Source organism: Hymenobacter negativus (assembly GCF_017571495.1).
In the GTDB taxonomy this organism is placed as follows: Bacteria; Bacteroidota; Bacteroidia; order Cytophagales; family Hymenobacteraceae; genus Hymenobacter; species Hymenobacter negativus.
In genome coordinates, this window is record NZ_JAGETZ010000019.1 from 94,916 (window position 1) to 118,999 (window position 24,084).

Annotated in this window: 17 protein-coding genes; 15 read left to right on the forward strand and 2 right to left on the reverse strand. The window is 61.5% G+C overall.

What is annotated here, in order from left to right:
* The first annotated feature begins 72 nt into the window (after positions 1-72).
* From galK to J4E00_RS26825, 6 genes are all read left to right on the forward strand, one after another.
* Positions 73-1,239 carry a galactokinase gene (galK, locus tag J4E00_RS26800; protein WP_208178426.1) on the forward strand — a complete coding sequence of 389 codons (1,167 nt, stop codon included), beginning with the start codon at positions 73-75 and terminating at the stop codon, positions 1,237-1,239.
* A 91-nt stretch (positions 1,240-1,330) separates the two neighbouring features.
* Positions 1,331-2,386: a UDP-glucose--hexose-1-phosphate uridylyltransferase gene (locus tag J4E00_RS26805; RefSeq protein ID WP_208178427.1), complete on the forward strand. Its 1,056-nt coding sequence runs from the start codon at positions 1,331-1,333 to the stop codon at positions 2,384-2,386.
* A 167-nt stretch (positions 2,387-2,553) separates the two neighbouring features.
* Entirely contained in the window at positions 2,554-4,710 is a 2,157-nt protein-coding gene (locus J4E00_RS26810; RefSeq protein ID WP_208178428.1) for a beta-galactosidase, read from the forward strand.
* Between the two features lie 146 nt (positions 4,711-4,856).
* Entirely contained in the window at positions 4,857-5,891 is a 1,035-nt protein-coding gene (locus J4E00_RS26815; RefSeq protein WP_208178429.1) for a LacI family DNA-binding transcriptional regulator, read from the forward strand.
* 106 nt (positions 5,892-5,997) lie between these two features.
* On the forward strand, positions 5,998-6,714 hold the full coding sequence (locus J4E00_RS26820; RefSeq protein ID WP_208178430.1) for an exonuclease domain-containing protein: 717 nt from the start codon (positions 5,998-6,000) through the stop codon (positions 6,712-6,714).
* 91 nt (positions 6,715-6,805) lie between these two features.
* Complete coding sequence (locus tag J4E00_RS26825; RefSeq protein ID WP_208178431.1) at positions 6,806-8,719, forward strand: DUF294 nucleotidyltransferase-like domain-containing protein; 1,914 nt, start codon at positions 6,806-6,808, stop codon at positions 8,717-8,719.
* 99 nt (positions 8,720-8,818) lie between these two features.
* On the opposite strand, the gene J4E00_RS26830 is transcribed toward J4E00_RS26825, so the two are convergent.
* Positions 8,819-9,241 carry a DUF4174 domain-containing protein gene (locus tag J4E00_RS26830; protein WP_208178432.1) on the reverse strand — a complete coding sequence of 141 codons (423 nt, stop codon included), beginning with the start codon at positions 9,239-9,241 and terminating at the stop codon, positions 8,819-8,821.
* 194 nt (positions 9,242-9,435) lie between these two features.
* Here J4E00_RS26830 and J4E00_RS26835 point away from each other — a divergent pair, with 194 nt between their 5' ends.
* The 8 genes from J4E00_RS26835 to J4E00_RS26870 all read left to right on the forward strand — a co-directional run bounded on the left by J4E00_RS26835 (position 9,436) and on the right by J4E00_RS26870 (position 19,355).
* The gene (locus J4E00_RS26835; protein WP_208178433.1) at positions 9,436-12,177 is read left to right on the forward strand and encodes an MGH1-like glycoside hydrolase domain-containing protein; all 2,742 of its coding nucleotides are present in this window, start codon (positions 9,436-9,438) and stop codon (positions 12,175-12,177) included.
* A 137-nt stretch (positions 12,178-12,314) separates the two neighbouring features.
* Positions 12,315-12,836 (forward strand): hypothetical protein, encoded by a 522-nt coding sequence (locus J4E00_RS26840; protein ID WP_208178434.1) that lies wholly within the window; start codon positions 12,315-12,317, stop codon positions 12,834-12,836.
* A gap of 436 nt (positions 12,837-13,272) precedes the next feature.
* Positions 13,273-13,896, forward strand: coding sequence for a helix-turn-helix domain-containing protein (locus J4E00_RS26845; protein WP_208178435.1), 624 nt, complete (start codon positions 13,273-13,275; stop codon positions 13,894-13,896).
* An 88-nt stretch (positions 13,897-13,984) separates the two neighbouring features.
* Positions 13,985-14,377 carry a hypothetical protein gene (locus tag J4E00_RS26850; protein WP_208178436.1) on the forward strand — a complete coding sequence of 131 codons (393 nt, stop codon included), beginning with the start codon at positions 13,985-13,987 and terminating at the stop codon, positions 14,375-14,377.
* Positions 14,378-14,470: 93 nt separating this feature from the next.
* A complete protein-coding gene (locus tag J4E00_RS26855; protein ID WP_208178437.1) occupies positions 14,471-16,159 on the forward strand; it encodes a hypothetical protein in 1,689 nt (562 codons plus the stop codon).
* Between the two features lie 75 nt (positions 16,160-16,234).
* Positions 16,235-17,689, forward strand: coding sequence for a TIGR04222 domain-containing membrane protein (locus J4E00_RS26860; RefSeq protein WP_208178438.1), 1,455 nt, complete (start codon positions 16,235-16,237; stop codon positions 17,687-17,689).
* A gap of 162 nt (positions 17,690-17,851) precedes the next feature.
* Entirely contained in the window at positions 17,852-18,460 is a 609-nt protein-coding gene (locus J4E00_RS26865; RefSeq protein ID WP_208178439.1) for an HlyD family efflux transporter periplasmic adaptor subunit, read from the forward strand.
* 85 nt (positions 18,461-18,545) lie between these two features.
* Positions 18,546-19,355, forward strand: a complete 810-nt coding sequence (locus J4E00_RS26870) for a polysaccharide deacetylase family protein (protein ID WP_208178440.1) — start codon at positions 18,546-18,548, stop codon at positions 19,353-19,355.
* A 50-nt stretch (positions 19,356-19,405) separates the two neighbouring features.
* Here J4E00_RS26870 and bglX read toward each other — a convergent pair whose 3' ends face one another.
* Positions 19,406-21,709: a beta-glucosidase BglX gene (bglX, locus tag J4E00_RS26875; protein WP_208178441.1), complete on the reverse strand. Its 2,304-nt coding sequence runs from the start codon at positions 21,707-21,709 to the stop codon at positions 19,406-19,408.
* A 336-nt stretch (positions 21,710-22,045) separates the two neighbouring features.
* Here bglX and J4E00_RS26880 point away from each other — a divergent pair.
* Positions 22,046-24,084 (forward strand): fibronectin type III domain-containing protein (locus J4E00_RS26880; protein ID WP_208178442.1); only part of this gene is annotated, 2,039 nt, incomplete at its 3' end.

Here is a 24,084-nt window from a genome sequence, read left to right on the forward strand (position 1 = left end):
GTTTTGGCCATGCGTAAGCAGTTTACAACACTTGCTCATCCCAGATTTTCGTCCTCCTCATCCCTCCGCCCTATGTCCTCGTCCCTGGCTCAAGCCATTCAGGCTGATTTTCAACAACGTTTCGGCTATGAGCCGCTGCTGGTGCGGGCTCCTGGCCGCGTCAATCTTATTGGCGAGCACACCGACTACAACGGCGGCTTTGTGCTGCCAGCGGCGGTGGACAAGGAGATGACCTTTGCCGTGGGGCTGAACGGCACCGAGAAAATCCGTCTGGCGGCTCACGACCTGGGCGAATATTTTGAGCTGGCCAATGCCGCCGAAATCAGCCCCAGCGACACGCACTGGGCTAACTACCTGCTGGGCGTAGCCGCCCAGTTCCAGCTGCGCGGCCACGCCGTGCCGGGCTTCGACTGCGTGTTTGCCGGCACCGTGCCCATGGGCGCGGGCATGTCGTCGTCGGCCGCCGTGGAGTGCGGCCTGGCCTTTGCCCTGAACCATTTCCTGAAAACCAGCCTGGAGAAAATGGAGCTGGCGCGCATTGCCCAATTTGCCGAGCACACCTACGCCGGCGTGCAGTGCGGCATCATGGACCAGTTTGCCAGCCTTTTCGGCCGCGACGGCCAAGTGGTGCGCCTCGACTGCCGCTCGCTCGACTACGAGTATTTCCCCTTCGACACCCAGGCTGCCCGCATCGTGCTCTGCAACTCGGGCGTGAAGCACAGCCTGGCCAGCTCCGAGTACAACACCCGCCGCCAAGAGTGCGAGCGCGGCGTATCGGTGCTCCAGCAGCACTACGAGGGCATTGGCAGCCTGCGCGATGCCACCATGGAGCAGCTCGAAGCCGTACGCTCGGAACTGGGCGGCACCGTGTACCGCCGCTGCGCCTACGTGGTGCAGGAAAACGCCCGCGTGATAACGGCCTGCAACTGCCTGATTGCCGGCGACCTGGCCGGCTTCGGTAAAGAGATGTACGGCTCGCACGCCGGCCTGCGCGACGACTACGAAGTGAGCTGCGCCGAACTCGACGTGCTGGTGGAAGCTGCTAAAGCCGCGCCCGGTGTATTCGGCTCGCGCATGATGGGCGGCGGCTTTGGCGGCTGCACCATCAACCTGGTAGCGCCGGATAAGGTGGACGACTTTATCGCCAGCGTGAGCAAGGTCTACGAGGAGAAATTCGGCCTGAAGCTGGAAACCTACCAGACCACGATTGTGGATGGGGTAGGGGTGATGGCCGAGTAGCTGTTTACTGTTTCTCATCCTGCGCCGTTTGTCATCCTCCGCTACGCGCTGGATGGCAAACTTTTTAGCTACTTAAAAACAACCAAAAGCCATGGCTTCTTTCGATTCCACCGAACATCCGCACCGCCGTTTCAACGCACTGGCCGGGGAATGGGTCCTTGTTTCGCCGCACCGCTCCAAGCGCCCCTGGCAGGGCCAACAGGAGGAAACCGAGGAAGAAAACCGCCCGGCCTACGACCCCACCTGCTACCTCTGCCCCGGCAACACCCGCGTGGGCGGCGAGGTTAACCCCAAGTACACCGACACTTTCGTGTTCAACAACGACTTTGGGGCTCTGACCGCCGATGTACCCACCGGTGGCATCAACGAAGGCGGCCTGCTGCGGGCCGAGGCCGAGTCGGGCATCTGCCGCGTCATCTGCTTCTCGCCACGCCACGACCTGACGCTGCCACAAATGACTACGCCGGCCATCCGAAAGGTGGTGGATTTGTGGGTGTCGGAGTTCCAGACCCTCGGCGCCCGGCCCGATATCAACTACGTGCAGATTTTCGAGAACAAGGGCCCGATGATGGGCTGCTCGAACCCGCACCCGCACGGCCAGATTTGGGCCCAGCGCACCGTGCCCGGCGAGCCCGCCAAGGAAACGGTGCAGCAACTGGCCTACTTCCAAGAGCATGGCCGCACCCTGCTAGCCGACTACCTGCAACTGGAACTGGAGAAAAAAGAGCGGGTGGTCATCGAAAACGAGCACTTCGTGGTTCTGGTGCCGTTCTGGGCCGTGTGGCCGTTCGAAACCATCATCATCGCTCGCCGCCCGGTTCAGGACGTGACTCAGCTTACCGATGATGAGCGCGACGCGCTGGCCGACATCATCCGCCGCCTCACCATTCGTTACGACAACCTGTTCCACATCAGCTTCCCGTACTCGGCCGGCCTGCACCAGCGCCCTACCGATGGCCAGGAGCACCCCGAGTGGCACCTGCACATGCACTTCTACCCGCCGCTGCTGCGCTCGGCCACGGTGCGCAAGTTCATGGTGGGCTACGAAATGCTGGGCGACCCGCAACGCGACGTAACCCCGGAATTCAGTGCCGGCCGCCTGCGCGAACAGTCGGAAGTGCATTATAAGGGCGTGCCGGCTGAGTAGCACAAGAAACTGGCTGAACAAAAGAACGTCATGCCGAGCGCAGTCGAGGCATCTCGCGTGCCACAAATAATTCTTTTTCACGATTGGATTACTGCCCCGAGCGAGAGGCCTCGGCTGCGCTCAGCATGACGTTCTGTTTTTGAAATTACCCCACAACCAGAATCCCAATGCCCCATTCCTACCGCACAATTGGTAGTCTGCTGGCGGGCCTTTTTCTGCTGAACGCCCCCGCTGCCACAGCCCAAAAAGCGCCTAAAGACGCGAAAGCAGCCACCGCTACCAAAGCCGTACCCGACTACTTTCCGGCAGCGGATATGATGACCATTGGGGTCTATTATTACCCGGAGGCGTGGCCGGAAAGCCAGTGGGCGCGCGACTTTGCCAACATGCGCAAGCTGGGCCTGGAGTTCGTGCACATGGGCGAGTTTGCCTGGGGCCTCTACGAGCCGGAGGAAGGCAAATACACCCTCGACTGGCTGGAGCGGGCCGTGAGTCTGGCCAACAAAGCCGGTCTGAAAGTAGTGCTGTGTACGCCCAGCGCCACTCCGCCGGTGTGGCTGGCCGAAAACCACCCCGAAGTTCTGATGGTAGACGCGCAGGGCCGCCGTCAGCAGCACGGCACCCGCCAGCAGGGCAACTGGAGCTCACCGGTGTTCCGGCAGTACGTGGCCAAAATCAACGCCCAACTGGCCCAGCGCTTCGGCCAGAACCCGGCCGTGGTGGGCTGGCAGATTGATAACGAGCTGAGCCACTACGGCCGCCAGTTTTCCTACGATGACTTCAGCAAAGCCAAGTTTCAGGTTTGGCTGAAGCAGAAATACGGCACCATCGACAACCTGAACCGCGACTGGGGCAATACCTTCTGGTCGCAGCTCTACCAGAATTTCGAGCAGGTCCGCATCCCCAACCAGGCCGAACTGGTGGCCGACCCGAACCCGCACGCCCTGCTGGATTTCGAGCGCTTCTTCGCCGATGAGGCGGCCGACTACATCCGCGCCCAGGCCACTACGCTGCGCCAGTACGCCAAAAACCAGTGGGTGACGACCAACCACATGGCCACCCACCGCGACCTCAACCCCGCCCTCTCGCGCCAGGACCTGGACCTCATGACCTGGACCGTGTACCCGGTGCATGGCGAGGTATTTCCCCAGAACGGGCCGCTGGCCTACCGGCTGGGTAATGGCTCGATGCTGGGCTTCATGCACGATTTTATGCGCCCGCTCAACGGCAACGAGGGCATTATGGAGCTGCAGCCGGGGCAGGTGAACTGGGGCGACATCAACCCGCAGCCGCTGCCCGGCGCCGTGCACATGTGGCTGATGCACTCCTTTGGCTCGGGGGCGAAGTTGATTTGCTCGTACCGCTACCGCCAGCCGCGCGCCGGCAGCGAGCTATACCACTACGGCTTCGTAGGGCCCGATGGCGTGACGCCCTTACCCGGCGGCCTCGAATACGCCCAGACTATGCAGGAAATCAACGAGCTGCGAAAGCTGCGCAAGCCCAACGCTGCTATGCCGGCCCGCTACGCTGCCCGCCGCACGGCCCTGCTCTACAACTACGACAACCGCTTCGACCTCGACAACCACCCCTCTACCACCCGTTGGAATACGATGGGGCACCTCTTCCGCTACTACGGAGCCCTCAAAACCATGAACTGCCCGGTCGACGTCGTTACCGAAGACCAGGATTTTAGTAAATATCCCTTCCTCGTAGCCCCGGCCTACCAGCTACTCGACAAAGCCCTGGTAAACCGCTGGACCAGCTACGTGCAGGCTGGCGGTCACCTCATTCTCACGGCCCGCACTGGCCAGAAAGACCGGCGCGGCATGCTCTGGGAAGGTCCCTGGGCCACGCCCATCCTCGACCTCATCGGCGCGAAATTCAACGACCGGGCTTTTGATATGCTGCCCGGCCAAGTGAAAGGGCAGGTAACTTTTGGCGGCAGAAGCTACGATTGGGGCTCCTGGGGCGAGCTGCTGATGCCCAACGCCGGCACCACCGCGCTGGCCAACTACGCCGACCAGTTCTACGCCGGTGCCCCGGCCGCTACCACCCGCAAGCTGGGCAAAGGCACCGTCACCTATGTGGGCGTAGAATCCCTGGCGGGCGACCTGGAGCGCGATGTTTTGCGCAGCGTGTACACCACTGCTAATGTACCGGTGGAAGCTCTGGCCGACCAGTTTGTGGTGAACTGGCGCGACGGCTTCTGGGTGGCCACCAACTTCTCTTCGGAAAAGCAGACAGTGCCCGCCCCGGCCGGTGCCAAGCTGCTGGTAGGCACCCGCGAGGTGGCCCCCGGCGGCGTGGCCGTATGGCAGGAGTAGCGAGAGCAGTAGGAAGCATAACACTATGCTTATCTACGTAATGTTTGGCGCTGTGCTTCAGCTTTTGTCATCGTGCTATGAACAACTGTTCGGCATAACGAGCTTCTGATTTACATTTGACCTATCCCACCAAACTGTTTATTACCTTGACTCACAAGCGTGCATCTATTTCGGACATTGCCAAGGAACTGAATCTGGCTGTTTCTACGGTTTCTCGGGCGTTGAGCGGCCACGTTCGCATCAGCGCCGCCACGCGTGAGCGGGTGTGGAAGCTGGCCGAAGAGCTCAATTACCAGCCCAACCACCTGGCCGCCGCCCTGCGCAAGGGTCGCAGCAACACGCTGGGTGTGATTGTGCCGCACATTGATGGGCACTTCTTTTCGCAGGTGATGAAAGGCGCCGAAGCCGTGGCCAATAAGGCCGGCTTCAACGTGCTGCTCTGCCAGTCGAATGAGGACTACGAGCAGGAGCAGAAGAACGTAGACACGATGATAAACGCGCAGGTCGATGGCATCATGGTGTCGATAGCGCGGCCCACGCACGATTTCAGGCACTTCGACAAGATTAAGAAGCGTGATATTCCGCTGGTGTTTTTCGACCGAATTCTGAATAGCACCGAATTCAATGCTGTGGAGCTGGATGACTTTCAGGGCGGCTACCAGTCCACGAAGCACCTGCTGGAGCAGGGCCGCCGCCGCATTGCCCACTTCGGTGGCCCCCAGCACCTCCAGATTTACATCAACCGCTTCGGCGGCTACCGCAAGGCTTTGGAAGAATACGGCCTGCCGGTGGAAGACGAGCTGGTGATTTTCAGTGATATGTGGCAGGAGGACGGCGACGCCGGCATGAAACAGCTGCTGGCCCTGCCCAACCCGCCCGATGCCGTGTTCTCGGCCAGCGACTTCACCATTGTAGGGGCTATGCTGGTGCTGAAGGAGCGCGGCCTGCGCATTCCGGAGGACGTCGCCTTGGCCGGCTTCAGCAACGAGAGCTTCTGCTCCCTTACCGAGCCCCGGCTCACTTCCGTGGACCAGTGCTGCGAAGCCATCGGCAAAGCGGCTATGCAGCTGCTGCTGGAAATGGTGCAGGAGCGCGGCCATGATACCGCCCCGCGCAAAATCGTCATTCAGCCCAAGTTAATGACGCGGGAATCTTCGTTTGGCCCCCGCCTGTCAGCCTAAGCTACGCTCCGGATAGCAGACGTACAATTTTTCCTCGCCGAAGCACCAGAATGCAGCCAATTCCTGCCGAATTTTGTTGTCTGAATTCCGCCCTGCTGCCTGCGCTGTGAAAGACTATCTGCTGTTTGTTGATACCGAGACTTCGGGTATACCGCGCGACTGGAACAAGCCGTATTCCAGCCGCAACAACTGGCCGCACATTGCGCAGCTGGCCTGGGTGGTGTACACCCCCGACGGGCAGGAGGTGAAGGCCGAAAACCACTACATCCAGCCCAGCGACTACGACATGGACCCCATGGCGGGCAGCGTACATGGCCTCACGCTGGATTTTTTGCGCGAGAAAGGCGAGTCGCGCCACGCCGTGATGCAGCTCCTGCAACGCGACCTGCTGCACTACAAGCCGCTGGTGGTGGCCCACTTCATGCAGCTCGATTTCCACATGGTGGGGGTGGGCTTTCACCGCGCCGGCCTCACCAATCCCATGCTGGGGCTGCCCATGTTCTGCACCATGCGCGCCACGGGCCCACTGCTGCGGCATTCCACGCAGGGCTTCCTGCGGCTGGGCGACTTGTACCAGCGCCTGTTTCACGAAACGCTGGAAAACGCCCACGATGCCTTGGTCGATTCCCGCGCTGCTGCCCGTTGCTTCTTCGAAATGCGCCGCCAGGGCATCATCACCGACGAAACCATGAGCAGCCAGGGGCCGCCCGTGGGGCTGCAGCAACCGATGGACGCCGCCCGCAAGCTGCAAATCGGCGTGGCCCCGTGGCTGCTGGTGGGCACGGCGGTGCTAGTGCTGCTGGCATTTCTGCTGATTGCGTGATGGGGAGGGCAAAGTGGTAGGGCAAAACGTTCTTTCACTAACGTTCTGCTCAGCAGCCTAACTTTACCGGCCCACCACCTGCCTTTATTCCATGTCCGATAAGCTCGATTTTCTCCGCACCGTCACGCCCTTCAACCGCTTGCCGGAAGACGTGCTGGCTGAAGTGGCCGAGGGCCTGGAAGAAGTGCGCCACCCCCGTGAGGCCATCATCTACTACCAGGACGCCACGAAACTGCGCGGGCTCGACATCATTGTGGAGGGCGAGTACGAGACGTTTTTCTACGATAGCCAGCAGAACCGGCGCGTGGTGGAGCACAGCCGCCGGGGCGAGTGCTACGGCGGCGTGTCGCTGCTGCTAAACCGGAAAAAGTCGCTCCGCACGGTGCTGGCCCGTAAAAACACCCGCGTGTACTTCCTGCACCGGCGCGAGTTTCTGGCGCTGTGCCAGGGCTACGAGGCGTTTTTCCACTTCTTCACGGCGCGCTACGGTCAGCGAATGCTCAACGAGGACTACGCCCATTTTGTGCGCCCCGCCACCAGCTCCAACCAAAGCTACCTGGCGTCGGACCAGCTGTTTTCGCGCCGCATCGAGACGCTGGAATTGCGTCCGGCGGTGCTGTGTGCGGCTTACACGCCCATCAGCGAGGTGGCGCGGCGCATGGCTGAGGCCCGCACCAGCTGCTACTTCATCACCAATGCCGATGTGGACGGCCACATCGTTGGCTACGTTACCGACATTACCCTGCGCGATAAAGTGGTGGCCACGCAGGCCGATGCCAGCCAGCCGGTCGAAACCATTATGGATGCGCCGGTGGTCAGCATCAGCTCGCGGGCATTTGTGTATGAGGCCATCCTGCTGATGTTCCGGACCAAAACGCGCTACCTGCTGGTCGAAACCGACGGCGAATACGTGGGCTTCATCAGCCGCAACAAGCTGCTGACCGATGACCAGGCCGAGTCGCCGTTCATCTTCATTCAATCGGTGAAGCAGGCCCAGGCCGTGCCCGAGCTGAAGCGCCGCTGGGAGCAGGTGCCGGAAATGGTGTACCAGCTGCTGAACCGCGGCGTGAAGCCCGAAATCGTGAACCAGGTCATCACCACGGTGTCCGACACCATCGCGCTGAAAGTGATTGAGGGCGCCATCGCCGAGCTGGGGCCGCCGCCGGCCAAGTTCGTGTACATGGTGCTGGGCAGCGAGGGCCGCAAGGAGCAAACCCTGCTTACCGACCAGGACAACGCCATTATTTACGAAGACAAGGCCAACGAGCAGCGCGAGCTGGTGCGCGACTACTTCCTGAAATTCGCCGAAATGGTGAGCGACCAACTCAACGCCATTGGGTTCAGCTACTGCGAGGGCGGCTTCATGGCCAAAAACCCGCAGTGGACGCATTCGCTCTCGCACTGGAAGCGCAACTACGTGAAGTGGATGACCGACTCGAACCCCGAAACGGGCATGCAGTTCGCCGCCTCGTTCGACTGCCGCTACCTCTACGGCGACGCCACCATCATGGACGAGCTACACGAGTTCCTGGCCGTGGAGCTGCAAAAGCCGGTCGACCGCTTTTTCCACTACATGGCCGTGAACGCGTTGCAATACGAGCCGCCGCTCACGTTTTTCAACAACATTCGCACCTTTGCCCACGGCTCGCAGCAGGTGTTCAACCTCAAGCGCACCATGTCGCCCATCGTCGATTTGGTGCGCATGTACGCCCTCAAGCACCGCATTTTTGCCACCAACACCGGCGAGCGCCTCGACGCCCTCAAAGCCTTGGGCATCTTCACGGAACGCGAAACCCAGGAGCTGCTACAAGCCTACTACTACCTGATGGGCGTGCGCCTGAAAAAGCAAGCCGTTCAAATCATCAGCGACAACGTGGTGCCAGACAATTTCCTCGACCCCAAAACGCTGACCAAAGTGGAGCAGGTGACCCTAAAGGAGATTTTTAAAGTGATTTCAGACTTCCAGCTCAAGATTAAAGTGGGCTTCACGAAGTCGTTGGGGTAGCAGCACGGGTACCGCGAAATTTCATTTCGCCTCGCATTGAATTTGTTGAACGAGCAACGAAGCATACGTGAGGCGAAATGAAATTTCGCGGTACCCGTGCTACTTCTTCCGCATTTCCTCGCGCCGCATGGGCATTTTGTCCACGGTTTCGAACAGGGCAGCGGGTGAAATCGGGCGGCTGCTTTTTTCTTTCACGCCGCCGTCTTTGCCAATCAGCACTACGGAAAATGCGGGCGACTGTATCTCCATTTTCCGCGTTAGAAATTCTCGGTCATCGGCGGAAAGATGGTCGTACAGCAGTTCCAGTACCAGGAAATCCCGTTCGGCTAATTCCTCCTTGGTTGCTGCTAACAGCGCTTTTTGCGTTTTGAAATCGGCCTGTTCGGCGTTGGGTGCGGCGATGAGCAGCACACGCTTCTTCCAGCGGCTTTCGCGCAGGGTTTTTTCCAGCGGCATGGGTTTGGGGACTTGGGCGGTGAGGCAGAGGATGCTCAGCAGGAGCGGGGCGAGGAGAAATTTCATGGCAAGGGATGGCGTTCGGGGTAGAGACGCAGCATAGTGGCTTGGTGTTTAGCAAGGGAAAAATGTGCTGTCGGCATTATTCCGGCGCTGTCGTTCAAAAAGAGACGCAACGATGCAGCTCTACCGCTAACGTGGAGGGCTAAAAACCCCGTAATTTGCATATCCGTGCCATTTTCGGTACTCCTCTCCCTTTGATGAAATCTTCTGTTCTCGCCACTGGCTTTCTGCTTTCCCTCGGCCTTTTCAGTGCCTGCCAAACGCAGAAGCCTGCTTTGGCCACCGACACCACTGTTGCTCCCATCGTGCAAACCCCCATCTGGCAATCCGACGCCTATACGCTTTACCATGACAAAGTGGTGCAGGGCAAATACGAGGCCCGCGCCCTCTCCAGCACCGAACTGGTTTCCAACTACGTCAGTCCTGCCAACGACCAGCAGAGCCCCCGCGTGGAGTTCAAGTTCAGCATCAACGGCAAGGACAACGAGATGGCCCCGGGCCTCAACCACCTGCTGCTGGCCGTGCCCCGTTCCGGCGGCGGGGCCATCGAAACGCCGCCCATTGTGTTTGGCAAGCGCTACGAAGACAGCACGCCAGCCACCGCCACCACCTACCTGGCCCCGAACACGCCCGTAAAAATCCGGCTGGATTTGCGGCCGGTGCTGGCGGCGTTTAAGAAGGATGGTTTCTACACCACTTTCAAGGGCGATAAGCTGTATCAGCAGGATTTCAAGCACGTATACGTGGCCGGCGGCACGGCCCCGCTGAGCTGGGATTTCGACAACCTGACCAACAAGCCCGAACTGGAGCTGAAGGATGCCAACGGCGATGGCATCTACGAAGTGACCCTGACGCTGAACCAGCCCGCCGCTGCCAAAACCACCGCCCAGAGCTGGAAAAAGAGCATCCGAACCACCGATTTTCCGCAGTATAATTCCGACTACCCGCTGGCTGACGCGCTGTATAACCTGGCCCTGGAGGAAGCGCGCCGGGCCGTGGAGCCGGACAGCACCTTCCGCACGGGTAAGGAGTGGGCCGGCGTGTGGACGCGCGACGTGAGCTACAGCATCATCCTGGCCCAGGCCAGCCTGCAGCCCAAAGTGGCCATGAAGAGCCTGCTGCGCAAGGTGAGCCCCGAGGGCCGCATCGTTCAGGACACGGGCACGGGCGGGGCCTACCCGTGCTCGACGGACCGCATTATCTGGGCCACGGCGGCGTGGGAAATCTACCAGGCCACCGGCGACGAAGCCTGGCTGCGCAAGGTGTTTCCCATCATCAAGCTCAGCATTGTCGACGACGTGCAGAATGCCTACGACCCGGCCACGGGCCTGGTGCGCGGCGAGTCTTCCTTCCTGGACTGGCGCGAGCAGACCTACCCGCGCTGGATGCAGCCGGTGGACATCTACCAGTCCGAAAACCTGGGCACCAACGCCGTGCATTACCAAGCCAACATTGTGCTGGCCCAGATGGCCGCCAAGCTCGGCCAGCCCGGTCTGGTTTCCCAGTACAAGCGCCAGGCCGAAGCCATTAAATTCGCCATCAACCAGCACCTGTGGCAGGCCGACAAGGGCTATTATGGCCAGTACCTCTACGGCCGCACCGCGCTGGTGCTCTCGCCCAAAGCCGAGGCGTTGGGCGAGGCCCTGTGCGTGCTCTTCGGCATTGCGGAGGGCGACCGGGCCCAGCAGGTGGTAAGCAAGACGCCCACCGTGCCCTTCGGCATTAGCTGCATCTACCCGCAGATTCCGGGCATCCCGGCTTACCACAACGATGCCGTGTGGCCCTTCGTGCAGAGCTTCTGGGCCCTGGCCGCCGCCCGGGCCGGCAACGAGGCCTCGCTCACGGAGAGCATGGCCGCCATCTACCGGCCGGCGGCGCTGTTTCTGACCAATAAGGAGAACTTTGTGGCCCGCAACGGCGACTTTGCCGGCACCCAAATCAACTCCTCGAACATGCTCTGGAGCCTGTCGGGCAGCCTGAGTTTAGTGTACAAGGTGCTGTTTGGCCTGCAATACCAGGGCGATAAGCTGGTGTTCCGGCCCTTCGTGCCGCAGGCGTTTGCAGGGCAGCGCCGCCTCGATGGCTTCCGGTACCGCAAGGCGGTGCTCGATGTGACGATGGAAGGCTTTGGCAATACCATCGAAACCATCACCCTCGACGGCGAGCCGCTGCCCGATGCCACCATTTCGGCGGGCCTCACCGGCCGCCACGCCGTAAAAATCAAGCTCAGCAGCGAGGCTCCGGCCACCCAGCCGGTGAACCGCGTGGCCGACCGCGTGGCCCCCGAAACGCCCACCGTCGCGTTTGCCAAAGGCCAACTGACCTGGGGCAAGGACGAAAACGCCGACGAGTTTCTGGTACTGAAAAACGGGGCCCTCGTCACCACCATCAAAACCACGGAATACGCCGTGCCGGCCGGTTCCTTTGCCACCTACCAGGTGGTGGCTGTGGACGATGCCGGCCGCGAGTCTTTCGCCAGCGAGCCCATCGAAACCGGTACCGCCGTGGATGCCACGCACCAGGTGCAGCTCGAAACCGTAGCTCCCAAAGCCGCACTGCCCTACAAAGGCTACTCCGGCAAGGGCTTCATCGAAATCACGCCCACCACCAATAAATCCCTCACCATCCCCGTCACGGTGCCCGAAGCTGGCCTCTACGCCGTCGATTTCCGCTATGCCAACGGAAATGGCCCCATCAACACCAATAACAAGTGCGCCATCCGCACCCTGCGACGGGGTTCCGAGCGGCTGGGCACTGTGGTGCTGCCCCAGCGCGGCGTGGAAGAATGGAGCAACTGGGGCTTCTCGAACCCCATCCTCGTGCGCCTCGAAAAAGGAACTCACCCCCTCACGCTCGCCTACGAGCCCGCCAACCAGAACATGAACGGCGAGGTCAACCAAGCCATGCTGGACTATGTGCGCGTGAAGCGGGTAGAGTAGGAGAATGCTCTTTCGGAGTTATACTCCGAAAGGCGGCCTGCTGCAGCGTTGCACGCTGCCCGTGTGGTGCTCATCGAGTAGTATTCGCTCAAAATAGGCCGTTGCTGCTGTTCCCCTTTTTAAAAACTACCCGCGCTATGCTGAAATATCTGCTTCTGGTCGCCTTGTGCGCCGCTTCTTGCACGCCTGTTGAGCAAAAAGCCGAACCTGCGGAGCAAACGGCCTGTGTAAAGCAAATTTCTATTACCCACATAGGAATACAGGACAAGTCTATCACGGGCTTGATAGTAACAACCAGTAGTACGCTTCGGCTGGTAGATACTGAGAACATGGCATTTGTGCCAGCAGTGGTGAGTCAAGACGAGTTTACGAGAGTAGCGTACCTGCTCAACACCTTTGATTCTTCTATGCAAAGTGATTTTCCTAAATTAGAGGATATGGACTATGGCACATTCAGAGTTAAGGTATTTGATGCCTGCAAGCAGGTTAGCGACAATTCCTATCAGCCGAAGCGCTCTGCGGAATTATTTAAGTTTCTACTTAAAAACATCAAGAGCTTTGGACCAAAAAATCAGCAATTAGTTGAACGACAGTTAAACGACTTGTACATGTGCGCAGCTGAAGGTGCGCATTATGCTGAACCAAACGCGCGCCGGTAGGAAATCCCGTTTCTGCAGCAGCGAGAGAGTCCTCCGATGCTCGACTGGCGCGTGTTTAGTGGAGCATAACTCGGGGCCAGCTATGACGTGGAGGCTGTCCTTCCACCGCTACGCCAGCGGCCGTTTGATTCTGCGCCGAACGGATTCGTTCTGTGGTAAGCGCAGCCTCCCCCGTATGGCCGGCACAAGTTACGCTGTGCTAAATCCGCGCCAGTCGGGACGCTTTTACTACTATGCCGCTCTACTGGTGCTAGGATTCAACAGACCGCAAGTTGGCTATCCTAGCCAGCCACTAGGATTTGATGAAATCAAAAAGACATATCCTAGCCGACCACTAGGATTCGATAAAATAAAAAGAACGAATCCTAGTTGATGGCTAGGATTCGTTGCACCGGTCGACTCGAATCCTAGTCAACAGGCCTTACTGCTTGTAGCCATGCCTCGTCGGTCTCTTTATTCCAATGCTCCCGATGTGGATTTGCGGGCCCATTTTGGTCTGACGCAGGCCGAACTGGGGCGCTTTCTGGGCGTGACGGCGGCGCAGGTAGGCCACGTCGAAGCTGGGCGTAATGCGTGGTCAGTCGTCGCGTTGCGTAGGTTGCGGCTCCTGGAGTGGCTGATGCCGCCGGCTGATGGGGGCCTCGGCCCGGAGCCACCCGCGTGGGCGACGGCTGTCCCGGTTGCGTTGCCTGAACTGCCTGGTGGTCTCGATGCCATGGTCTTGCAGCAGCGTTTGCGGGAAGTGCACTTTCAGGCAATAAAAGCCCGCTACGAGCTGGGAAAGCGCCATAAGCTGGTTCGTGCCCATGCCCGGCGCCAGTGGGGCGTGGCAGTGCTGCGCGCCCTGCTGGCACCGGCCGTCGGCAAGGCACCCACGCCAGCGCCAGTGGTGAGCAGTCCCGTATTTGATGCCGAAGCCGTGGGCCGCTGGCTCGCCACGCTACAGGCCGATGCGGCGGCGGCTCCCGTTCCGCTCACGCCCACGCAGCAGGCGCTGCTGACGCTACGCCTGCGCCTGCTGGAAGAAGAAGCGGCGGCTTTGGAGGCGCTTCTGCAGTAGCGTGAGGCGGCCCGGCTAATTTGCAGCCTCATGGTGCCCGGCATTACAAATACTCTCGCTGCTCAATCCAGCTCCCTCAATCCAGCTTATGACCCAACCCGCCACTCCGCCCGCCGCCCCGGCCTACCTGCCGGCTATTCGCCTGCTCAACACGCCCGATGACGGCTGCACGTTCGAAACCGGCCGCCTGCCCACGAAAACGCACTTGGCCGTGGGCTACTGCTTCGCCGAAACCACCATTGGCAATGAGCATCGGCCGCACGCTGCGCCGCGCACGCAATATGTCGTCACGTTGCGGGGCAAGCTGCGCTTCACCGTGAGCAGCGGCGATACGTTCATCGTTGAGCCGGGCGTCATCCTTATTGCAAAGGACGTGCGCGGCCCCGGCCACACCTGGGACCTGATTGAGGGCGACGTGTGGGAGCGGCTCTACCTGCCCTTCGCGCCGGATGCTGACGACCACTTTATTGCCGACGCATAAGTTTGTCTGTTGCTCAGGGACATCATAACGAAAAGCATAGTGGGTGCGCCCGGCCAACCGGTTTTACCTTTCGCTATTCTTTTCAATTTTCATATGATGACACTCTTCCTCCGTGCTCTCTTTTTCTTGTTGCTGGTTGCGTTCCATCCGGCGGTTGCCCAGCTTGCTCCGCCCACTTGGGGCCCCGCTCAGGCCATCACCAGTGTCGATAACCTCGGGGTGGTGGGGCAGGTAATTGATGCGCAGGGCAATATGTATATCGCAGGCGCATTTCAAACCACGGTAACCTTGGCGGCTGGCACAGTGCTCACCAGCCGTGGTACCTCCGATGGCTTCGTGGCCAAATACTCGGCGGCCGGGACCTTGGTGTGGGTCGTCCAGGCCGGCGGCCCCAGCTACGACCGCCCGGCCGGGCTGGCCATTGACGCGACGGGTACGCTGCACTTGGTGGGCAACTTCGCCAATAGCGTGCAGGTGGGCACCCAAACGGTTTCCTTCGCGGGCACCTCGCCGCATTTCTACGTGGCCACCATTACGCCCCAGGGGCAGGTGAGCACGCTGCGGCAAGACGGCCAACCCATTGTGGCTACCAATACTGGCACCGATGCCAGTGCTTCAGGCATTGCCCTCGATGCCGCCGGCAACGAATACGTGACCGGCTACTTATCGGGCGGCCCAGTGGCTATAGGCGGTACCAGCCTCACGGGCAGCACCGCCGCGGCCACCCGACTCGAATATTTTGTGGTGAAATACAACGCTGGCACGGCTACGGCGCTGTGGGCCCGGCAGGGCGGCCGGGTGCCCAGCGTTGCGGGGCAAACCTTCTACACACCCGCCCTGGTTGTGTCGCCGGCCGGTGAGGCCTATCTGATAGCCACTTTCCCGACCGGAACGGGCGCTTTCGGAGCGCTGCCTCTGCCTACCGAACAGGGTAGCTTCGACGTGGGCGTGGTAAAATATAACGCCCAGGGCACCGAGCAGTGGGTGCGCCGGAGCGGCGGTGCGGGTGCCGACCAGGCCCGCTATGCCACCCTCGACGGTAGCGGCCGTTTGGCTGTAGCCAGTTCCTTTAGCGGTGCGGCAAGCTTTGGCGGGCAAGTCCTGACGGGCACCGGCACGCGCTCGGGGGCTCTGCTCGTGTTTGATGCCTTGAGCGGGGCCGAACTGTGGGGCCGGGCGCTCACGGGCACCACGACCGCCTTCTACGGCGACGCCGTGACCGATGCCGCCGGCAACTTCTACTTGGTGGGCACCTTCGATGGTACCGGTGCGGCCGGCGCGGGGGCGCTTACCAGTGCCGGTGGCACCGACGCCGTGGTGGTGAGCTACTCGCCGCAGGGTGCGTTCCGGTGGCAGCAGCAGTCGACTGGCTCCGCCGACGAAATGGCATTTTCCATTCGCCTCGACAATGCCCAGCGCCTGCGCGTAGTGGGCTCGTTCATCGGCACGGCACAACTTGGCTCGACGGCGCTCACCGGCCAAAGCACCACCAACGTGAACGTACTGGTAGCCCAGTTGGCTGCTTTGCCACTGGCGGCTCGCGTACCGCAAGCCGCCCAGCCGCTCGGGCTTAGCCCTAATCCGGCGCACGGCGAAACGCTGTTGCCCTTGTTGCCAATAGGTACCCAACTCACCCTGACCGATGCGCTGGGACGAGTGGTGCGCCCTAACGTTACTGCTGCCCCCGTGCTTTCGCTGCTGGTCCTGGCCCCCGGTCTCTACCACGTGCTGGCCACCGCGCCCGATGGCCGTCGGTGGGCCAGCCGGCTGCAAGTGGAATAAAAAAGTGGCAGCAGTGGCGCAATGTCGCCTTTTCGCTACCTTGCCGGCGTCAATGCACTAATAGCCTCCGCTAGCATGCCTTTCGCCCCACCCCAAACGGCCCCGCCCGTATTGTGGGCCAAGCTCGAAGCCCTGGACCTGGACGGCGGGGCGGCGCTCTCGTTTTCGAAGCGCCTGGCGCGCGACAACGGCTGGACCGCCGCTTTTGCCCAACGCGTGGTGCTTGAATACAAGCGGTTTGTGTACCTGGCTGCTACCTGTGGCCACCCCGTCACGCCCTCCGATGAAGTGGACCAGGCCTGGCACCTGCACCTCGTGTACACCCGTTCGTATTGGGACGAGCTGTGCGGGCAGGTGCTGGGGTTCCCGTTGCACCACGGCCCCACAAAGGGCGGCGCAGCCGAGGGCCACAAGTTTCAGGACTGGTACGCCCGCACCCTGCAGTCGTACACGGCGGCTTTCGGCACCCTGCCCCCGGCCGATATCTGGCCCGAAGCGACCGTGCGCTTCGGCGAGGCGCCCTATTATCGGCGCGTTAACCTGCGGCGGCACTGGCTGCTGCCCCGCCTGCGCTGGCCGTTCCGGTTGGGCCGCCGCGAGGGCCTGGGGTTGCTGGTGGCCCTGGCGCTGGTGGGCTGCACCAGCCGCCTGCCGTTGAACCCGTTCAACTGGTACGGTTCCGACTTCCTGATGCTGTTTGGCGTGCTGTGCGCCACGCTGCTGCCGGCGGCGCTGTGGCTCCGGCACTGGGCCGCCGGTCCGTTGGCCGACTACGCGGGCCCGCCCCTCGGTACCTACGAACTGGCCCGCTTGGCCGACCACGGCCGCCGCGTGGCCGACTGCGCCATTGCCGCCCTTGTGCACACAGGGCAGGCCGAGCTGGTGCCGGAGCGCCGCATCCGCCGCACCGCCATGCCACCGCCCACCGACCCCTACGAGCGGGCCGTCTGGAACCTCATTCCCGAAGCTGGCGCTACCAACCTTGACCTCCTGCGCAAAAAAGGCCTCGACCCCAACAGCAAGGTCCTACAAGACCTGGACGACGGCCTGAAAGCCAAAGGCGTTTTGTTTCCGGCGCGTGAGCGGGCCCGCCTCGATGGAATTCTAGGGTTCACAGCGCTGGGGCTGGCGCTGTTTGGCTTGGTGAAGGTGCTGGTGGGACTCTACCGGCACCGGCCCGTGGGCTTGCTGCTGTTGCTATTGCTGGGACTGGGATTTGGCACTTGGAGCGTTTACCGGAACTACGGCACCTGGGCTACCGGGCGCGGCCGCCAGTTGTTGCTGAAGCTGGTGCCGGCGCTACGCCAGGCGCAAGTGGACCGCGCCTACTCGGGCCAGCTGGTGGCCCTCTGCGTTGCGGTGTTCGGTATTACCGAGCTGGCGGCTTTTGGCATGCGCACCTTGGTCACCTATATGCAACCTCCGCCCCAGAGCGACGGCGGCAGTGGCGGGGACTCTGGCGGCTCTGGCTGCGGGAGCAGCGGCTGCGGTGGGGGAGGGTGCGGCGGCTGTGGCGGCTGCGGGAGCTAATATTGCCAGCCTCGTTAGTCGGCGCTAGGCTCCCGTTAAAAGAGTACAGCATTGGCTAGCCGGTCAAATATTCTGCGCCGGCTAACGTCAGCGCTTGGGGAACTGGTAGCTTTGGCGGGCCGCCGGGCTGCCGTTTGCATTACCTGCCTGGTTCTTAACATTATGAAAAAACCTCTCCTCATTGGCTTTGCCCTTTTATTGATTGCCGGAGCCGTATTGGGCCGTCGGTGGTGGATAAAATCGACGGACGAAGTGGCCGTTCTGGCCGCTGGCCCTGCGCCCGCCGCCGTCCGGCCCGATTCGAGCACTGTGGTCGTCACCAGCACCGTTAGCGCCGGAGGCAGCGAACCAGTGCTAGCTAAAAAGCGCGGGCGCATCCGGAACATTTATTTCGGCCCCGGCGAGTATGTGCGGCGGGGAGCCATCGTGGCCAAGCTGGCCGACTACAACTTTGTAGTAGCTCCGCACGACGGCTTTCTGGGCGAGCGGCAGGTAGAAGTAGGCCAGTACGTGGCACCTACCACCATCGTCAGCACCATTTCGAAGTGTGGCTACTTGCTAGTGCCCATCGGGGCCCGGGCTACCAAAATGGCCCATGTGCAGGCCGGAGATTCGGTGCAGGTGTGGGCCACGGCCCGGCCCACCCGCGTGGTGACCGGCGTGGCCGCGCCCGCCCGCGACACCACCGGCGGCATCAGCCTCGAAGTTCGGATTCCCTCGCGCGCGCCCTTGCATATGGGCGAGGCCGCCAGCATGCAGCTGCACCGCTAGCAGCCGCACAGTACAGGACGGTTGGTGGCGGCTGCGCTGGCTTCTTGCCGGTCTCTTTCACCGCTGCTGTTCCGAATTTTTGCGCATGAAGCTGCTGCCGGCCCTTCGCGGGCTTTTCCTCTTGGTGCTACTAGCCTTGCGCGGCCCGCAGCCAGCCTGTGCCCAGGGAGTACTGCGCCGCCCGGTGCCCGACAAGCTGGTCGTCCTCACCTTCGACGACGCAGTGCTGAGCCACGCCACTTACGTGGCGCCCTTGCTGAAAAAATATGGATTCGGGGGCTCGTTTTTCGTGTGCGAATTCCGCGAGCCGCCTTTCTCGGATAAAACCAGGTACATGAGCTGGGCGCAAATCCGGAAGCTGCACCGGCTGGGGTTTGAAGTGGCCAGCCACACGCTCACGCACCGGCACGTCAACAAGCTTTCAGCCGCTGAGTTCGGCGCCGAGCTGGATTCCATCGACGGCCGCTGCCGCCGTTGGCACATCCGCAAGCCGGTCACCTTCGCCTACCCCGGCTACGATGTGCACCCTACTGCCACTGCGGTACTGGCCGGGCGCGGCTACCAGTTTGCCCGCGCCGGTGGCAGCCGCGCTTACGACCCCACTTCCGACCACCCGCTGCTCATTCCCAGCTTCAGCATATCGGGCTTGACCAAGGAAAAAGTACTGGCTGCCATGGCCCAAGCCCGCGCCGGCCACATTGTCGTACTCACCGTGCATGGCGTCCCCGATACAGCCCACGATTGGGTAACCACCGACCCCAAGCTGTTTGAAGAATACCTGCAGTACCTACGCGACAACCACTACCAAGTAGTAGCCCTGCGCGACCTGGCCCGCTACGTGAACGTGCAGGAGGCGCAACGCACACTCACGCCGCGCTATGAGAACCTGAAATAAACGAATACCCCGAATTGGCAATTCGGGGTACTCGTTTCAGCACAGCCGTGCTACTTCGCCGTCAGCTTAAACGGCACCAGCTGCACATCGCGGGAGTTGCCGCCTACCATCACCTGAAAATCGCCGGGCTCGGCCACGAATTTCAGGTCGTTGTTGTAGAACTTCAAATCATCCGGGGCGAGGCGGAAGGTGAGGGTTTTGTTCTCGCCTTTCTTGAGCATTACCTTTTGGAACCCTTTCAGTTCCTGCACCGGGCGGGAGGTGGAGCCCACCATGTCGCGGATATACAGCTGGGCTACTTCCTCGCCGTCCATAGTGCCGGTGTTTTGCACGGGCACGCTCACCGTCAGGGTTTCGGCGGGGCCGATGGTGGCTTTGCTGAGCGTGGGCTTGCCGTAGGTGAAGGTGGTATAGCTGAGGCCGAAACCGAAGGGATAGAGCGGTTCATTGCTCACGTCGAGGTAGCGCGACTTGTACTTGTCGAGCTTGGTGCCGGTGTACGGCCGGCCGGTGCTTTTGTGGTTATAGTAGAGCGGTATCTGGCCCACCACCTGCGGGAAAGTGGCCGTAATTTTGCCGCTCGGGTTGTAGTCGCCAAACAGCACATCGGCAATGGCATTGCCTGCCTGCGTGCCCGCAAACCACGTTTCGAGGATGGCATCGGCATTCTGGTTTTCCCAGCCGATGGCCAGCGGACGGCCGTTCATGAGCACCAGCACCAGGGGCTTGCCAGTCGCCTTCAGGGCCTTGAGCAGCGCCAACTGCTGGCCGGGCAGACCGATGTCGGCACGGCTGGCGGCCTCGCCGCTCATGCCCTGCGACTCGCCCACTACGGCCACCACCACATCGGCTTTTTCGGCCACCTGCACGGCTTCTTTTATCAATTCCTCGGGGCTGCGCTTGTCGATGTCGAGCTCGCCACCGTAGGCTTGCAGGCGGTCAATCAACTGCTGGTCGTCGGTGATGTTGGAGCCCTTGGCGTAGGTGATTTTCAGGCTGGGTGCGGCGGCGCGCAAGCCCTGTTCTACGGACACGGCCTGCTTCCAGTCGCCGGCCCCGCTCCAGCTCCCGATAACGTCGCGCTGCCGGTTGGCCAGCGGGCCGATGAGGGCAATGCTACCGGTTTTTTTCAGGGGCAGGGCGCTGCGCTCGTTCTTCAGCAGCACCAGGCTGCGGCGGGAAATGTCGCGGGCGGCGGCAATGAATTCCGGTTTCATCAGGGTGCTGCTGGCGCGCTCGGGGCTCACGTTGCGGTAGGGGTCCTGGAAGAGGCCGAGCTTGTATTTGGCCTCCAGAATGCGGCGGCAGGCGGCGTCAACTTGGGCGGCTGGTACCGCGCCGGACTTGATGTTCTGGGCCGCGTATTTCAGGAATTCCTCGCCCACCATGTCTTGGTCGATACCTGCATTTAGGGCCAGCGCCGATACCTGTTCGGCAGTGCCCATGCCGTGCTCCATCATCTCCGGAATGGCCGTGTAGTCGGTGCACACAAAGCCCTGGAAGTTCCATTGCTTGCGCAGCAGGTCGGTCATCAGCCACTTATTGGCGGTGGCGGGGGTACCGTTAATGTCGTTGAAGGAGGACATCACCGAGCCCACGCCGGCCTCGATGGCGGCCCGGTAGGGCGGCAGGTACTCGTTGTACATGCGCTGCCGGCTCATGTCGGTGGTGTTGTAGTCGCGGCCCGCTTCGGCGGCCCCATAGAGGGCAAAGTGTTTGAGGCAGGCCATCACGGTGTTGGGCTTGGTGAGGTCGTTGCCGGGGCCCTGGTAGCCGCGCACCATGGCTTCGGCCACCCGCGAGCCGAGGTAGGGGTCTTCGCCCGCGCCTTCCGAAATGCGGCCCCAGCGCGCGTCGCGGGCAATGTCCACCATCGGCGAGAATACCCAGTGCAGCCCATCAGCTGCCGACTCCTCGGCGGCGACGCGGGCGCTTTGCTCAATGGCCTTCAAATCCCAGCTCGCCGCCAGGCCTAGTGCGATGGGGAAAATGGTGCGGTGCCCGTGAATAACATCGTACCCAAACATGAGCGGAATATGCAGCCGCGACTCCTTAATGGCCATCTCCTGGAGCTTGTGCACCGCCACCGGCGTGTAGGTATTGAACACGCCGCCCACGTTGCCCTTGCGGATGTTGGCGTCCACGCCCTGGCTCACCACCGGCCCCGTCACGTCAAACCCCACCGATACCAGGTTCAGCTGCCCGATTTTTTCCTCCTGCGTCATCTTCGCCATCAGAGCATCGACGTACTGCTTCATCTTTTGGTCGGCGGTGGGAGCGGGCTTTTTTTGCGCCCGCGCGGCGGGAGAGCAGGCAAGGGCAAAAAGGAGCGTGGCGATGGGAATTCGTTTCATGGAAAGAGGGCGTGAGATGATGAGGATGAAATTTCGCCCAGAGTTAAAGTGCTCGATGAAGCTCCAACTCCGGGCAAAATTCAGACGTCCGGGCATTGCCGGGTGCTTTTCGGTGAGCAAGACTACGAAATTCTTTGCCGCTGCCGGAGCCGATGACACCCCGGGGTAGCCGTGGCATTCCTGGTATGCGCGTGGGGTTGGGGCAGGCGGGATGCTTCTAAACTTAACTTTCTAGATTTTTTTTAAATAAATACTTCTGAATGAGCACTGGGTAAGGCTATTAACCCTTGGTTTCGTTTTACATTTGGCCCACCCTCTTAATCCCCCATATCTTGTATGAAAAGACTGCTTACCTTAACCTGTAAATCGATGCTTTGCGCCTTGGGTGTAGGCATTGCCGGTGTGGCCCAGGCCGCCCCGGTACCGGTAGCCGTGACCGGCTACAACGCCGACGTGGTAGCCGATGGCAACGGTGCCGCATCGGCCCGCACCACTGCCGATTTCGATGGCGTGTCGTACGCGCTGATGACACTGGGCTACACCAACCCCGCCGGGGTAGCTTCCACGGTGGGCCTGCCCACGTCGGGCCTCATCAGCAGCACGACCACCAGCGGCCTCACCTTCCAACTAGCTGCCTACACGGCCAACAACTCCCTGCGACTGCTGACAGCCGGCACTGGCGCGCTCACGTTGACTACTCCCCGCACGGCCGGTGACATTTACGTGCTGGCCTCGTCGGGCAGCGGCACCAGCACCGTGGCCGTAACCGTGACATTCACCGACGGTACCACGCAGGTGTTTCCGGCTACGACCGTGGGCGACTGGTTTGGAGGCACTGGAGCGGCCATCGCAGGTATCGGCCGTGTCAGCGTTGCCGATAACACCATTACCAACAACACTACCGACCCTCGGCTATATGAGTACCGCTACACGCTGTCGGCGGCCAATATCAGCAAGCAGGTGCAAAGCGTGAGCTTCAATAAAACGTCTACTACTGGCGTGCTCAACGTAATGGGCATCAGCGTGAACCCCGTGTGCAGCAGCGCACCCACGGCTGGTACGGCTACCGCTACCGCTACCAACACCTGCGCTTCAGCGGGCATCGTGGTATCGCTCACGGGCTCCTCCTCTGATGGTGGCCTGGCCTACCAGTGGCAGGCTTCGACTAACGGCGGCACCTCGTACACCGACATTGCCGGCGCAACCAGCACCAGCTACACGGTATCGGGCCAAACTACTACCACACTGTACCGCGCCCGCGTGACCTGCACAGGCACCAACCAGTCGTCCAACTCCACGGCAGTTACCATTTCTTCATCGGCGCCTACCTACGCCACCTTGCCGGTAATTGAGAGCTTTGAAGCAACCTGGCTTAGCTCGTGTAATACCCGCGATGTGCCTAACGCCTCGTGGCGCAACACCCCCGCTACGGGCAACAACTCCTGGCGCCGCGACGACGACGGTACGTCAGCGTCCTGGTCGCTCCCGACCTCCTACCTGTACACGCCCGTGAGCAGCCAGGGCTCGCGTTCGGCCCGCTTCCACAGCGGCTACACGCTCTCTGGTGTTGTTGGCACCCTCGACCTGTATGTTGACCTGAGCGCCGCCGGTGGCAAGCGTCTGAGCTTTGATGTCAACAACGCGGTGGGCAGCGACTCCCTGATTGTCGAGCTCTCCACCAATGGTGGCACCACCTTCTCGCGCCTGGGCCGCTACGGCGTAACCGGTACTGGCTTTGTGACGCAGGTGCTGCCCATCAGCGCCACTTCGGCTACTTCGGTGATTCGCTTCCGCGGCCGGGGTGACTATGCCAGCAATGACATCGGCTTGGACAACCTTATTCTGGAATCGGCGACGGGCTGCCTGACGCCGGCCTCGCTCACGGCTACGACCACTACCACCACTGCTTCGCTTTCGTGGCTGACGGGTGGCACGGGTACCTACACCGTGCTCTACGGTCCCACGGGCTTCAACCCCGCCCAGACTTCGTCGGCCACTAACTTCTACACCACGGTGACCGGCCTGACGGGCCCGCCCTACGCCGTTTCGGGCCTGACGCCCGGCACCACCTACCAGTTCTACGTGACCGCTAACTGCGGCGCGGGTACCAACTCCGGCACGGCCGGCCCGCAGTCCTTCACCACGCTCATCGTAAACGACGACCCCTGCGGCGCCACGGTGCTGACCATCAACAATACATGCACGCCGCTATCGACCACCACTTTTGGGGCCACCACCACGGCGACCAGCGTGTACGCCACCGGTGGCCAGGGCACGGGCTGCGGCTCGATTACCGCCCCGCGTGACGTGTGGTTTACCTTCACCACGGCCGCGACCGGCCCCACCAGCACGGCCGTCCGCATTTCGGTAACGGG